At 36.7% G+C, this 13,528-nt stretch carries 11 protein-coding genes; 1 reads left to right on the top strand and 10 read right to left on the bottom strand.

All coding sequences use genetic code 11. The features are described from left to right. Positions 1–2: 2 nt before the first annotated feature. The 6 genes from KRODI_RS08480 to KRODI_RS08455 form a co-directional block, all read right to left on the bottom strand. On the bottom strand, positions 3–359 hold the full coding sequence (locus tag KRODI_RS08480; protein WP_013751184.1) for an STAS/SEC14 domain-containing protein: 357 nt from the start codon (positions 357–359) through the stop codon (positions 3–5). Positions 360–428: 69 nt separating this feature from the next. After that, positions 429–608 (bottom strand): CPXCG motif-containing cysteine-rich protein, encoded by a 180-nt coding sequence (locus KRODI_RS08475; protein ID WP_013751183.1) that lies wholly within the window; start codon positions 606–608, stop codon positions 429–431. Between the two features lie 51 nt (positions 609–659). Then, entirely contained in the window at positions 660–2,027 is a 1,368-nt protein-coding gene (locus KRODI_RS08470) for a TolC family protein (RefSeq protein WP_013751182.1), read from the bottom strand. Continuing rightward, positions 2,017–5,289, bottom strand: a complete 3,273-nt coding sequence (locus tag KRODI_RS08465) for an efflux RND transporter permease subunit (RefSeq protein WP_013751181.1) — start codon at positions 5,287–5,289, stop codon at positions 2,017–2,019. Before KRODI_RS08465 ends, KRODI_RS08470 begins: the two co-directional genes overlap by 11 nt. After that, positions 5,286–6,413 carry an efflux RND transporter periplasmic adaptor subunit gene (locus tag KRODI_RS08460; RefSeq protein ID WP_013751180.1) on the bottom strand — a complete coding sequence of 376 codons (1,128 nt, stop codon included), beginning with the start codon at positions 6,411–6,413 and terminating at the stop codon, positions 5,286–5,288. Before KRODI_RS08460 ends, KRODI_RS08465 begins: the two co-directional genes overlap by 4 nt. 346 nt (positions 6,414–6,759) lie before the next feature. After that, positions 6,760–8,670 carry an ABC-F family ATP-binding cassette domain-containing protein gene (locus KRODI_RS08455; protein ID WP_013751179.1) on the bottom strand — a complete coding sequence of 637 codons (1,911 nt, stop codon included), beginning with the start codon at positions 8,668–8,670 and terminating at the stop codon, positions 6,760–6,762. A gap of 82 nt (positions 8,671–8,752) precedes the next feature. Here KRODI_RS08455 and KRODI_RS08450 point away from each other — a divergent pair, with 82 nt between their 5' ends. Next, positions 8,753–9,145: a DUF983 domain-containing protein gene (locus KRODI_RS08450; protein ID WP_013751178.1), complete on the top strand. Its 393-nt coding sequence runs from the start codon at positions 8,753–8,755 to the stop codon at positions 9,143–9,145. A 13-nt stretch (positions 9,146–9,158) separates the two neighbouring features. Here KRODI_RS08450 and KRODI_RS08445 read toward each other — a convergent pair whose 3' ends face one another. From KRODI_RS08445 to gldL, 4 genes are all read right to left on the bottom strand, one after another. Further along, the gene (locus KRODI_RS08445) at positions 9,159–10,214 is read right to left on the bottom strand and encodes an NAD(P)/FAD-dependent oxidoreductase (protein WP_041295868.1); all 1,056 of its coding nucleotides are present in this window, start codon (positions 10,212–10,214) and stop codon (positions 9,159–9,161) included. A 132-nt stretch (positions 10,215–10,346) separates the two neighbouring features. Beyond that, positions 10,347–11,237, bottom strand: coding sequence for a gliding motility protein GldN (gene gldN, locus KRODI_RS08440; RefSeq protein WP_013751176.1), 891 nt, complete (start codon positions 11,235–11,237; stop codon positions 10,347–10,349). Between the two features lie 13 nt (positions 11,238–11,250). Then, positions 11,251–12,816, bottom strand: coding sequence for a gliding motility protein GldM (gene gldM / locus KRODI_RS08435; protein WP_013751175.1), 1,566 nt, complete (start codon positions 12,814–12,816; stop codon positions 11,251–11,253). A gap of 47 nt (positions 12,817–12,863) precedes the next feature. Further along, positions 12,864–13,499, bottom strand: a complete 636-nt coding sequence (gldL, locus tag KRODI_RS08430) for a gliding motility protein GldL (RefSeq protein WP_013751174.1) — start codon at positions 13,497–13,499, stop codon at positions 12,864–12,866. Positions 13,500–13,528 lie beyond the last annotated feature (29 nt).

The following is a 13,528-nucleotide window of genomic DNA, read 5'->3' as shown; positions in this document are numbered from 1 at the left end:
TCTTATTTTTTCATAACCCAGCATAAAGCATCTACACGTTTTTTTGACGAGTAAGCCTTCACGTCTGAGGTCATTAATAAATCCTTGAGACGCACTACGCGGCGTATCCACGACCTGTTAGATACAATCACTAATCTATTGATACGCTTAGCATAAGAAATATCAAAAAATGTATGGTCAATAAATGCTCTTATCTCAATCTCATCCACATCATCATCTTCAAGATAGATATTGATTTTATCGTGACTTTCAAGCTTTTTCTCTATCGCCGCCTTTACTTGGTTAACACCATCTTGAGCGATTTTGTTTTCATAAACAAATCCTAGGGTGTCATCTGCGATATTAAGTTCTATTATCATAAATTATTTATTGATAGAAAGATAGATATTTAATAAATAAAAAATAACGCCCAAATGTAAGAAAATGGGCTATTGTTCGATGTCTATAGCAGAGAATGAAGTTAAAGTTCCATCCTCAAAACCTACTTGCAATTCAATAGGGTTACAACAAACCTCACAATCTTCTACATACACACTACTTATGGATGGATCTAAGAGCATAGAAATCTCTTCCCAACAGTAAGGGCATTGAAAAAAATGTTCGTACATGACGATCTAATATATAGAGGATTACGCTTTCGCGAAAGCGCTACCTACGTTTTAAAAATCTACATTAAGCAATTGACCTGTAAGCTGTAATAACTGTATCTCTGCAAGCTTTGCTGTATACTTTGCAGCGTTCTTGGTAGTCTGCGCATTAAGAAGATTTAATTGTGCTTGACGAAACTCTACACTTGATACTTGACCTAATTTAAATTGTTCTGATGAGCGCTCAAAATTAGCCTCGCTAGTAATTACATTTTGCTCTTGCAATCTAAAAACCATTAGTGCATTCTGATAATTTCCTTTTGCATTAGCAATGTCTCTGTAAACCTGTTGCTTGAGCTGCTCTTTAATTAACTTCTGACTATCAAGAGCTATTCGTGCATTTTTTAATCCTACAATTGATCTGCCGCCATCAAAAATATTCCAGCTTAAGCTGGCCCCGGCAGCAAGACTAGTCGAACTTCTAGTAGTTCCAGGAAAAAAAGCAGATGCAGGATTGTTTGCGAGATTCCATCCATAACTACCAGTTAACCCTATGGTTGGCAAAAAGAGTCCTTTTGCCTTTTTTATTTCATAATCTGAAATAATGATATCCTGTTCAACTTGCAATAAATTCACATTATTTACACTTGCCTGCTCAACATAACTATCTATCAATAGCGGACTTACGAATGCCACTGTAGTATCTGCTGTTTTTAAATTTTCAAGTGGGGCCGCAAGAACTACATTGAGATCACGTTGTGTGTTGCGCAGTTGCTGTTTAGCATTTAATAAATTAATACTATCTGTTACAATATCTACTTGAGCATTTAGAATTTGTAGTTTATTAACTTGCCCATAATCAAATTGATACTGGGCACGCGTTTCACGCTTTCTTGAAATCTCTAGTGCAGTTTCAAAAACAGCTATATTTTCTTCTATACGGGCAACCTCATAATACACTGAAAAAAGCTGAACCATGGTGTTTTCTATAGTTTCTCTCGCCTCTAACTGTGATAGGTTGTATTGCTCCTTAAGCTGTTTATAATTATAAAATCTACCTAAACCGTCAAAAAGAGTATAACTTGCATTTATAGATGCATCATAACGCACAGTTTCGGCGTCTGGTATAACCACATTAGGACGAGCATTTCCATCATTATCTAAAGCACCATTAAAATCCGTAGTACTCGTAGTTCTGTCAAAATTTGCACCTGCTTGTCCAAAAACAGTAGGGAGATAATCAGAATTTAAAATACTTGTGTTGTTATCTGCTACACCTACATTATTATTTGCGATCTGAATCCCAAAATTATTAGTAAGCATGGCACGTACTGCATCCTCTGAAGAAAGAAATGGAGTTTGGGGTTCTTGAGCAAATGCGCTGACATAAGCACATAATAATACCAAAATTAATGGCACGCTATATAATCTATTTGTCATAAAGTGGTTTTATTAAGGTAGCATCCCCGTCTGAGCTATTTTTATCATCCATCGCAGCATTTGAAGTATTATGCTCTTCCTCCTCTTTCATCTCCTTAATTGCACGCTCTACTTCTTCCTTAGTGACCTTTTCATTTGTTACCAACCACTTAGACTTCTGCTTCACCGTATTTGTAAATGATAAAAGTATTGGAAGTATAATCAATGTTAATACTGTAGCAATACCAATTCCGTAAGCTATAGATATTGCCATAGGTTTAAGAAACTGCGCCTGCCTACTTTTTTCTAATAGCAATGGAGCTATACCGGCAATTGTTGTGACTGATGTAAGAAATATTGCTCTAAAACGCGTTCTCCCTGCCTCATATAACGCAGTGTCAAATGCCATTCCTTCCCGTAAAAATGAGTTAAACTTACCAATAAGAACCAACCCATCATTAACCATAATACCTATCAAAGCAATAATACCTAAGGCAGAAAGAATATTTACAGGAAAATCGTGAATCCAATGGCCCCAGCCCACTGCTATAAGACTAAACGGTATCATTAAAATCAATAAAAGAGGTTGACTGTAGCTTCTGAAAGTAAAAGCAATCACAATATAAATAAGAAATATAATCACAGGAACTACAATCTCTGCGGAGTCGGTAAGTTTTTTTGCCTCTCTATTTTGCCCCTCATATATTACTCTTACCGTTGGGTATTTTGAGAGTATGTCTGGCATCACTGTATTCTCTATAGTGGCCAAAATCTCTGTAGGACTACCTTTGGGATCTTTAAGATCTGCATTCACTTGAATTTCTCTAAGGCCGTTAAGGTGTCGTATTGACTCGTCACTACGCATAATTTCATAAGTGCCAATTTCAGCAAAAGGAACTCTTTGTCCACTAGGAGTTACAATTCGCATTTCATCAAGATCATTTATTGATTCCCTATCAGAACGTGCATACCTGACCCAAACTCGTATTTCATCTTGACCTCTCTGAAAACGTTGAGCTTGTAGACCAAAAAAGCCTGCTCTTATTTGAGACATTACATCCGCAAGATTTAAACCAAGAGCATATGCAGTTTCATTAAGCTCTACATTAATTTCTTTAATACCCTCTGGATCTGTGTCTGTCACATCTGCTAGTAATGGATTTGTCTCCATATACGTCCTAAGCTCTTGTTTAACAGCTTTTAATTCTTCAGTATTATTACCCAAAATAGAAACTGAAACAGGACTACCTCCAAAATTTCCTCCAGACCCAAATGTTAACAATTCTACTCCATAAACTTCCCCTACCTGTTCTCGTATTGAGTTTGTTATTTCTTGGGAAGCAAAATCTCTTTCTTCACCCGGAAGCAAGTTAACATTTAAAGAAGCTTTATTGTTACCCGGTCCTACACGCTTTATAATGTTTTCGACTACCTGTTTGTTACCTGATTGTCTTGCAGTATAATCCTCATTTACAACCCACACAGCTGTCTCAATTGATGTTATAATACTATCTGTAATCTTTGGATTAGTACCTTCTGGCATCAATAGGTTAATACTTACCCTATCACTAGCAATATTTGGAAAAAAGGCTGTACGTATAATTCCTCCACTTATACTCCCTATAGTTAAGATCATAAGAGCAGCAAGTATTGCAAAAGTCACAAAACGTTGTTGCAAAGCAAATCTCAGTATGGGACTATATACTTTATCCCTCAGATAACGCATCATTTGATCACCGTACTCATTATATTTTCTTAGTTTAAATAAGAGTTTATCTATTCCCTTTTTATCCTTGATAGAAATTTCATCGTCAGGTATAAGTGCTTTTGAGTGTGCAATGTGTGCGGGAAGGATTACTAATGCCTCTACTAGAGAAACCACCAGTGTTAATATTACAATAACGGAGACTTCGCCAAAAAAATTACCTATCCGCCCATCCAAAAATAGGAATGTAGAAAAAGCAAGTATAGTTGTTGTGATTGCTGCTATAATCGGCGGCAGTACTTCCATTGTTCCATCTATCGCGGCTTGTGTGCGAGATTTCCCCATTTCAAAATGCTGATAGATATTCTCTGAAATCACAATACCATCGTCTACTAGAATCCCTATCACGATGATCATTCCAAATAACGACAGCACATTAATAGTAACATCAAATGAGTCGGCAAAAATAAACATTCCTAAAAAGGATATAGGCAACCCAAAGGCTACCCAAAAAGCTAGTCTTGTGTTTAGAAAAAAGGATAGAAAGACTAAAACAAGAATAATTCCAACAGCTCCATTTTCAATAAGCAGATTTGTGCGTTCATTTAGACGTATAGATGAATCACTTACTACGTCAATGTGTATACCCGTATACTTTTCATTGAATTCTAAAATATACTCGTTTACTTGATCTGCTGTCGTTATGAGATCTTCACTATTAGTATTTGTTATTTCAATATTAACTGCCATATTACCATTAAAGTAAGAGGCATTTGGAGTTTCAGAAAATCGATCGCTTACATCGGCAACATCTTGAAGTCGCACTGTGGTTCCATCTTGTTGTGATCGCACAACAATATTATTAAGCTCATTACCATAATAAACACGGTTACTAGCCCTTATAAGATAATCTTCTGCATCAGTTTTGATATTACCACCTGTCGTAAGGATATTTGCTCGACTTACAGCTTGTGCGACTTCTACAAATGTGAGATCATACGCAAGAAGATCGTTTTCTCGGACAGCAATTTCGATTTCCTCTTGTGGGTATCCAGATATATTTATTTGTGAAATACCATCCATGGCCCTAAGGTCATTTTCAATATCTCTAGCTATATTCTTAAGCGCACTTAATTCAATATTCTCACCACTTATTGCAAAATCAATAGTTTGACGTATTTGCTCTTGTTTTGATACCACAAGAGGTTCCATACCTGTCGGAAAGTTAGGCACTCTATCAACTGCATTTTTTACCTCGGCAAGCATATCATCAATATTCTCATCCGTTTCAATTTCTACAGTAATACTCCCACCACTTTCTCGTGAAGTAGAGGTCACACGTTCAACCCCTATTAAACCTTTAAGGTTATCCTCAATTTTAAGTACAACACCTTCTTCTATTTCTTGAGGAGCTGCACCTGGATAAGTAACATTAATATTAATAATTTCGGCTTCCTGTAAAGGAAAAAAGGATGACTTAAGCTGCAATATACCTGCAACCCCAAAGATTACAAAGGCTAGAATTAGAACATTCCCAGCTACCGAATATCTTATAAAATAACTTATTATTTTTTTCATTCTGGGGTTTGTGTTTGTTCTTTATTCTCCTTTACTAACATACCTGCGTATGCTCCTGGAACAGATTTAGATAAAACCTTAGTTCCATCTGGGATACCTTTAACAACCATTTTATCTGGAGAAAAATATACAGGATTAACTTCCATAACATCAAGAATACTATCCTTAAGAACAAAAATTTTGTTTTGATCTACAAGTAATTTTCTAGAAAGCTCAATTGCATTTTGTTCATTTTTTGCTTCAAGCAAGGATTCAAGATACATTCCTTCTTTTAAGTCGTCTCCATCCACTTGTACAAAAACACCGATTGTTTGTGTAGCTTGATCTACTCTTCCATTAACACGAACTACCTTACCAGTATATGATTTATTACCATTTACAGTTTTTAGGCTCACATCCTCTCCAATTTTGAGAAGGTCACTCAAGTTTTTACTTATAGATAATTCAAGTTCAAAGACAGAGGTATCGATAAATTCACCTAACTTTTGACCTTGCCTTATTAAAGTTCCGTTCGTCACTAAAGCTTCCGTTACTATTCCAGAAAATGGTGCTGTTATTCTATATTTATAAGAACGCTGCTCTAAATTCTTGATGTTGTAGTAGGCTGCAGATACTCCACGCCCTGTTATGAAATATCTTACATTATCAGAAGTGATTTCTGGAAGGTCAGGTATACTTTTGTCAACACTAAATTTTTCTAGATATTCTTGCCATTGCGGAAAAGCTTCTGGGTAATCTAAACGTAGATCTGGCATTAAAGAAGTGAGAAGGTTTGAAAATTCGCTTCGAGCAGATTGTATAGAGGCATTAAACTCTGCACCGTCTATGCGTATCAAGGTCTCGCCTCTTCTATATGATTGACCTGCTTTAAAATCATGTGCACTACTTCGAAAAACCCCTTGAACCTCGGCATATAATTCTAGCCTATTTTTTGCAACCAATGAGCCATTTGCTGGTATGGTGATTGGTACTGTTCCATTTTTTACTTCTTCTACAAAAACAGTTTTAACAACCTTTTTTACTTCAGGTTTTGGTTTGTCATTGCTTTCACTAATTTTAATAGCGGCAAAAATAGCTCCTACAATTACGAGCACACCTATTACAGAGAGTATTATGTTACGCATTTAATTATTTTAGGTTAAAGTCAAGTCTCTCAAATGAGTTAACAAACTTTAAATTTTAGTTAATTGTGATACTTTGGCATCAAAAAAACAAAGCTACCTATGTAATCGACCGGGTCTTGTTAATTAGTTCTTAAAAAAAAGTTTTATTCTTACTATTTTAAATTACAATCCAATTACTTCTAGCTTAAGTACAATGTAAAGAAATTCCAAATTACTGGCTTAATATGTAGTAAGTGCGATCCATGTTCTTTTAGCGAACCGAAAGTAGTAACGAATAAAAAAAACCTACTCGAGAGCAGGTTTTAGCATTGATTCTTTTCGCTTTCGCGAAAGCGTGAGGAAAATATTAGTTCAAAGCGTCGAGCTCTTCTGTGATTTTGCCCCAGTCTTCCATATACCCATCTAGCTTCTTTTTTTTGCCGTTATAATTATCAAAAAAATCTGGCTTCGCAACGGTCTCATCATAATTAGTTGCAAGCTCAGCATCAAGTTGCTTAACTTCTCTTTCAAGTTTGTTGATATTAGATTCCACCTTACTCAACCTATTATTAAGTGATTTAAGCTTCTTCTGATCTTCGTATGATTTTTTAGAGCTTTTTGCTGGCGCCTCTTTTTTGATGACATCTCTCTTTTCTATCTCGCGTAAGTTTGACACCTCGCGCTGTTCAAGATAATGATCTACATCACCCAGAAATTCACGTATACGGTGGTCTTTAAATTCATAAACGCGATCTGTAAGTCCTTGTAAGAAATCACGATCGTGAGATACTACAATAAGGGTTCCTTCAAACTGCTTAAGACTATCCTTTAAAACATTCTTAGATTTTATGTCGAGGTGGTTAGTAGGCTCATCCATCACAAGCACATTAAAAGGCTGCAACATCAATTTTGCAAGTGCAAGTCTGTTACGCTCACCTCCAGAAAGTACACGCACATATTTATCTACTTCTTCACCCCTAAAAAGAAAAGAACCTAAAATATTACGCACAAGCGGCCTAGTGCGTTCATCTGCCGCATCGATCATTGTTTCCTCAACGGTTTTTGAGCCGTCTAGGTATTCTGCTTGATTTTGAGCGAAGTATCCTATTTGCACATTGTGTCCTAACTTTACATCACCTTGGTGCGCTAGTTCTCCTACTATAATTTTAGCAAGTGTAGATTTGCCTTGACCATTTTGCCCTACAAAGGCAGTCTTTGTATTTCTTTCTACAAGTAAATCTATCCCTTGTAGTACTGTCTTATCCCCATAACTTTTCTCAACATCGTTTGCCTCTACCACCACTTTTCCTGGAGTAACGGATACTGGAAATTTTAATGTCATCACACTATTATCATCCTCATCTACTTCAATGCGATCTATCTTATCAAGCTTCTTAATAAGAGATTGTGCCATAGTTGCCTTAGATGCTTTTGCACGGAATTTCTCAATGAGTTTCTCCGTTTGCTCTATTTGCTTTTGCTGGTTTTTCTGAGAAGCAAGTTGCTGCTCTCTTAATTCTTTACGTAAGACTAGGTACTCTGTGTATGGTTTGGGGTAATCATAAATACGTCCTAAAGAAATCTCAATAGTACGATTTGTAACATTGTCTAAGAACATTTTATCGTGCGACACAATTGCTACAGCTCCAGAATATCCTTTTAAGAAGGTCTCAAGCCAAATAATAGATTCTATATCTAAGTGGTTTGTAGGCTCATCCAGTAATAGGATGTCATGGTTTTGAAGTAATAGCTTTGCAAGCTCAATACGCATGCGCCATCCTCCAGAAAAAGTATCTGTAAGCTTATCAAAATCTTCACGTTTAAAACCTAGTCCCTGAAGGATACGTTCTGTCTCTCCTTTATAGTTATAACCTCCATGCACCTCATATTGATGTTGCACATCGTTTATGTCAATCATTAACTGGTTATATCCCTCACTCTCATAATCTGTACGAGTAGCTAGCTGACTATTAATCTCCTCAAGTTTGCCTTCTAGCTCCTTAATTTCTTTAAAAGCTTCATAAGATTCTTGAAGAACGGTTCTTCCTTCTACAAAGTCAATATCCTGCTTAAGAAAACCAATACTTATCTCTTTTTCAATAGCTATAGATCCAGTATCATAAGGTTGCTCGCCAGAAATAATGCGCAACATAGTAGACTTACCTGCACCATTTTTACCTACAAGCCCCACGCGATCTCCTCCATTAAGACGGAAGGTGATTTCTTCAAAAAGATATTCGCCTTGAAAAGAGACAGAAAGGTTATGAATATTAAGCATAAGGAGATAAGTAAAAAATATGATTTATAAAGTATGAGGACTGCAAAGATGCTTAAATTTGTACTCATAAACCAAAGAGATTATGGGAATTCTAAAAGGCAGCAAAATTAACAGTATTATTAAAGGAAAATGCCCTGTTTGTCAAAATGAATCCATGTATAAAAACCCAAATCCGTACATACTTTCCCAAACGCTCAAAATGCATGAACGCTGCTCTCATTGCAATACAAAATACAAAATAGAACCTTCCTTCTTTTATGGGGCAATGTATGTAAGTTACCCTGTTGGGATTGCTTTTGCGACAGCAGCATTTGTAATTACCTACTTCTTTTTTGAGGCAACTCTAGTTAATACATTTATCGCAATTGTAGGAACCATGATTGTATTCATGCCTGTCATTATGCGACTTGCTCGAAATATATGGATCAATTTTTTCATGAAGTACGACCCAGCTAAAGATCAACTGTCAAGCTAATTACCAAAACCGACTACTTGAATTTTTTAGGAAAACGCATCACATCCAATTCAGCAGGGAGTGCTTCTTGATGCTCTAAAAAATTATAGAGATACTTCGCTAGCAGAGGACCTGCCATGATTCCTCTTGTGCCTAATCCATTTAATATGGCTAGCTGGTTGTAGATAGGGTGAACACCAAGGAGTGGTCTTCTATCCCCCGTCGTAGGACGCACGCCCGCCTCTTGATCGACGACTGCATAAGAAACATTAATTAGTGCGTCAAGCTTTTCTAAAAGCTCTTCACGAGCTTCTGTTGTCGCTTCCCAATCTTTATCTGTCCAATTATAAGTTGCACCTACTTTATAAAGATCGTTTCCTAATGGAACGATAAAGAATGAAGATTTAATTGCTGCATTTAATTGTAATTGTGGAGCACTGATAATTATGTATTCTCCCTTATTACCAACTAATGGCAATTTCCCGAAGTAAGGGTTTTGCTTCACTCCATAACCTTCGGCAAAGACAATTCGAGAGGCTTTGTAGCCATCATATGTTACTGATGAGTCTTGTAATTGTAATAAGTCATAATCAAATACCGCTTTCGCGAAAGCGGACTTATCAACAAGGTATTGCTCATATGACGTCTGGAGTTTTGTGATTGCAACTCTACCTGTCTCAAGCACCTCCCCATAATTAAATGGTGCCGAAATCTCCTCACGCTCTTCCTTTACTATCGCAGTTTTCACAAACCGCTCCAATCCAGGCTTATCACTTGCTGTAAACCAATTATTTTGATCTTCGATAGAATGGAATACTTTGCGCACGGGCAATTCATACATGAACGACTCGCCGAGTTTCTCTTCTAAATTTCTGAAATATGGTATTGCAAGGTCAAATTGCTCAATAGCCTTCCAAGGCAGTGAGTATCGCTTTAAAATTACTGGGTTATACAAACCAGCTGCTACACGGCTTGCGCCTTCTGTTCCTTTATCTATGACAATAAAAGACTTACCATTGCGCTCGCACTCTTCACAAAATGCGATACCTGCCAGCCCAAGACCTACGATAATATAATCTACTTCTTTCACCTTACAAAAATACAGGAATAGTAGGCTCACAAAGTGCGCACCGTCTTCCTTTTTATCAGTCTGAGATTTATAAAATAAAAAAACCACCTAAACGTATTGCTTAGGTGGCTTATATTATAATTAAAAATTAAACTAGTAATTCCAAAGATCCTGTTCAATATCCCTAATACGTTCTTTGATACGATCTGACTCTAGTAATTGCATCATTGAGTTATCATTGATGTACTCCTTAACCTTACGGTCACCTTGTACGTTATCCTCTTTATAAATAGTCGCGTTAAAACGTCTACTATTTAACAAGTGGTCAAATGATATAGGCATAGACGTATTCTTGCGGTTAAATGCTTTTGCATTGTGCAATACTTCACGCGCTCCTGGAAACCATATCCAGAAAAGTTCAATATCTGCTGCACTTGCATCATCTAAGAAATTTACATCACCAGAAACTGGTGCAATACCTAATAATCGGTACTTAAGTTCTCCTTGACGCTTATCGATATACCAGTATCCACGTATGTGGTATGCGTTGATATCATAAGCAGTGATCTCTGTGCGCTCGATGTTATAATCAGAAATTGACTCTCCAGCATTTAATTGATCATATCCAGCATCAGAAGTATCAATTTTTACCATTGCGGCAGAAAGATCTCCTAGTTGGATTTTTTCTGTGAAGTATGAATCTCTGTAAATAGCATCAATCTTTCCATTTTTAATATTCTTTACTAGAACATCAAAAAGTGAACGACGATCTGATCCCATATTGATAGTATCAATAGGGTAGTAGAGCGGGAAATTTACGCGTTCATCAAGATCAATAACCTCCCATGTGTTTTTTGCCCACAACACGTCACGTTTTTCTACGTAACCGTATGGCAATGGATTGTCATTGTCCTTTGCTTTTTGCTCTTCGGTAACTTCAAACATTTCATCTGGCGTTTTTGCATTAAGGATATTTCCTTGTGCAAATGCTGGAACTGCCATCAATAGACCGAGTGCAACAAAAATTAAACGTTTAAGACTCATAATTACTTTTATTTTAGTTTGCTAACTCAATGATGATTGGAGAAACTGTTTTCAATCTATATCCTGAGTTACCTTGTATACTTGCTTTAATATCAAAAATCTGTACTGTAGATCCTCTTTTTGCACGCTTTAATGCAGATTGTGCAGCTCCGTTAAGTTTATTGCCTTGTACAGAAACTGTAGCCGCATCTCCTGCTCTAAATTTGAAGCTATTTACGTTTAGATTAAGATCAAAGTCAAAATCTGGAAGGCTTGCTCCTATTGGTGCTGCTGCAACTGTGTTTCTAGGCTTCTTTAAATTACCGCCATCATCACCTCCTAAAGTTCCCACTGGACGTGGAATATCTTTAATACGGAAAACAGCTTTATCTGAAGCACTACCTCCATCAGGAAGCTTTGCAGTCACATTAATCGTTACTTCACGTCCTTGACCAGGAGTCATTGAATAGCTAGTTCCAGATCTTTTAGAAAGACCTGCTCCAGATGCAGAAACTGCATTATCAGATACCCCAGCAAATGATATCGTCATTGGGTTTGCAACTCCACGATAAACAACATTCATCTTATCTGCCGCGATAGTAGCAGAGTTAGGCTTGTTAATGGTCGTAAAAGATTGCTCAACTGGAACTTCGATTTCCTTACCATCTTGAGGGTAAAATAATGATCCCGTAATTTTGTGATCACCTACACCTCCAGTGTTTACTCCTAAAACAAGTTTACCACCATCGAAAGAAACTTTATCTGCAGGGATTGCACGTCCATCTAATTTTAATTCTACTCTAGAAGGCTTAGTAGAAGAATCTACACGACCTAAAGAAAGAACTCCATCAAATGTTGATCCTGTGTAATAAGCACCTTTTGAAGTTGTCATTACAGTTTCGTAGTTGTTTAAAGAAGCAAGTTCTTTAAGATTACCAGAAAGTAATTTTGACAATAATTCATTCTCAACAACTTTAATGTCATTTTGTAATTGAGACATTTTAGTTAAAGAAGATACTGATGGAAATCCTACGTAGTTATAAGATAAATAATCCTGAGTAATTTTTGCTCCATCTCCTTCTCCGCCTGTGACGATAGGAGCTGTACTAAAATCACTTTGAATTTGCGCCGCAAGCGCTTCATTATCTCCTGCAAGTTTCAACATTCCTTCTCGGTAAGCATCCATCTTTGCAAGAAATTCTTGTCCAGTTGGCGATACTTTACCTCCCTTATAATAACGCTCATCGATAAAGTTAGACTTATCCATAGCTTCATAATCCTTAGGGTCTTTTACTTCAGCCAAAAGTGCTGCTTTTTCAGAAGCTAAGTATGCGAAATATTCATCTCCAAGAGCTTTAGCAGATTTTGCTGTTGCAGCAGCTGCTTTAAACTCTTCGTTTTCATTTGCTTTTTTAGAAATATCTGCTAATGCAAGATCATTCTTTGCTTCAAACGTCGCATTAGAACGATCAAATTTTTCGTTTATTGAACCAAAAGCAGATAATACCTCTTTAGACATATTTAGTGCTAGCATTGCTATAAACACTAAATACATTAGATTAATCATCTTTTGCCTTGGGCTTTGTTTTCCTCCTGCCATTTTTTAAATTTTAGTTGTTAGTTTATTAATTGTGTAAACAACTAAAATTAGTTTTTGTTCATTGCAGAAAGCATTCCACCATATACTCCGTTTAAAGAAGAAAGGTTTGTTGCAAGACTCTCCATTTGATCTTTAAGCTTTCCGGCATTTTGAGTTACTTGCTCGTTGATTTCTGCTTGACGGCTAGAAGACTCTACCTGTACTTTGTAAAGGCTATTTAAAGACTCCATTTGAGCTGCAGCAAGTGCCATCTCTTCAGAATATTTTTTAGTAGATGTCATAGCATCTGCCGTAGGTGCAATTCCTTTTGCTGCCCCCTCAAAGCTACGGATACTTGTCCCTAGGCTTGTCATAAGCTCAGAATCAATTTTTGCTTCTTTAAGCATGTTATCTAATTTTTTAGATAATTGAGCTTCTGCTTCAACAGGAGCTACTGCTTTTTTCTTTGATCCACTTGCACCACCTGCAAGTTCTGGGTACACTAATGCCCAATCAAGCTCATTATCCACAGGTTCAAATGCAGAAATAGCAAATACTACCGCCTCCGTAATTAGACCAACAATAAGCATCTCGTTACCGAAAGGCCAGTGCATTATTTTGAATAAAGCACCAATAATTACTACTGCTGCTCCTAGTCCGTAGACCATATTCATTAATTTCTTTCCAGTTTTTGATTTAGCCATGTTAAATAGGTTTTTTAGTTTAGTTAAGT

Origin of the sequence: Dokdonia sp. 4H-3-7-5, from assembly GCF_000212355.1 — a bacterium.
In the GTDB taxonomy this organism is placed as follows: domain Bacteria; phylum Bacteroidota; class Bacteroidia; order Flavobacteriales; family Flavobacteriaceae; genus Dokdonia.
This window is presented reverse-complemented; position numbering and strand designations above follow the sequence as displayed.

Bases quoted from the DNA above. Each gene is read 5' to 3' on its own strand.
- KRODI_RS08480 (WP_013751184.1), bottom strand. From the start codon at position 359: ATGATAATAGAACTTAATATCGCAGATGACACCCTAGGATTTGTTTAT.
- KRODI_RS08475 (WP_013751183.1), bottom strand. From the start codon at position 608: ATGTACGAACATTTTTTTCAATGCCCTTACTGTTGGGAAGAGATTTCT.
- KRODI_RS08470 (WP_013751182.1), bottom strand. From the start codon at position 2,027: ATGACAAATAGATTATATAGCGTGCCATTAATTTTGGTATTATTATGT.
- KRODI_RS08465 (WP_013751181.1), bottom strand. From the start codon at position 5,289: ATGAAAAAAATAATAAGTTATTTTATAAGATATTCGGTAGCTGGGAAT.
- KRODI_RS08460 (WP_013751180.1), bottom strand. From the start codon at position 6,413: ATGCGTAACATAATACTCTCTGTAATAGGTGTGCTCGTAATTGTAGGA.
- KRODI_RS08455 (WP_013751179.1), bottom strand. From the start codon at position 8,670: ATGCTTAATATTCATAACCTTTCTGTCTCTTTTCAAGGCGAATATCTT.
- KRODI_RS08450 (WP_013751178.1), top strand. From the start codon at position 8,753: ATGGGAATTCTAAAAGGCAGCAAAATTAACAGTATTATTAAAGGAAAA.
- gldN (WP_013751176.1), bottom strand. From the start codon at position 11,237: ATGAGTCTTAAACGTTTAATTTTTGTTGCACTCGGTCTATTGATGGCA.
- gldM (WP_013751175.1), bottom strand. From the start codon at position 12,816: ATGGCAGGAGGAAAACAAAGCCCAAGGCAAAAGATGATTAATCTAATG.
- gldL (WP_013751174.1), bottom strand. From the start codon at position 13,499: ATGGCTAAATCAAAAACTGGAAAGAAATTAATGAATATGGTCTACGGA.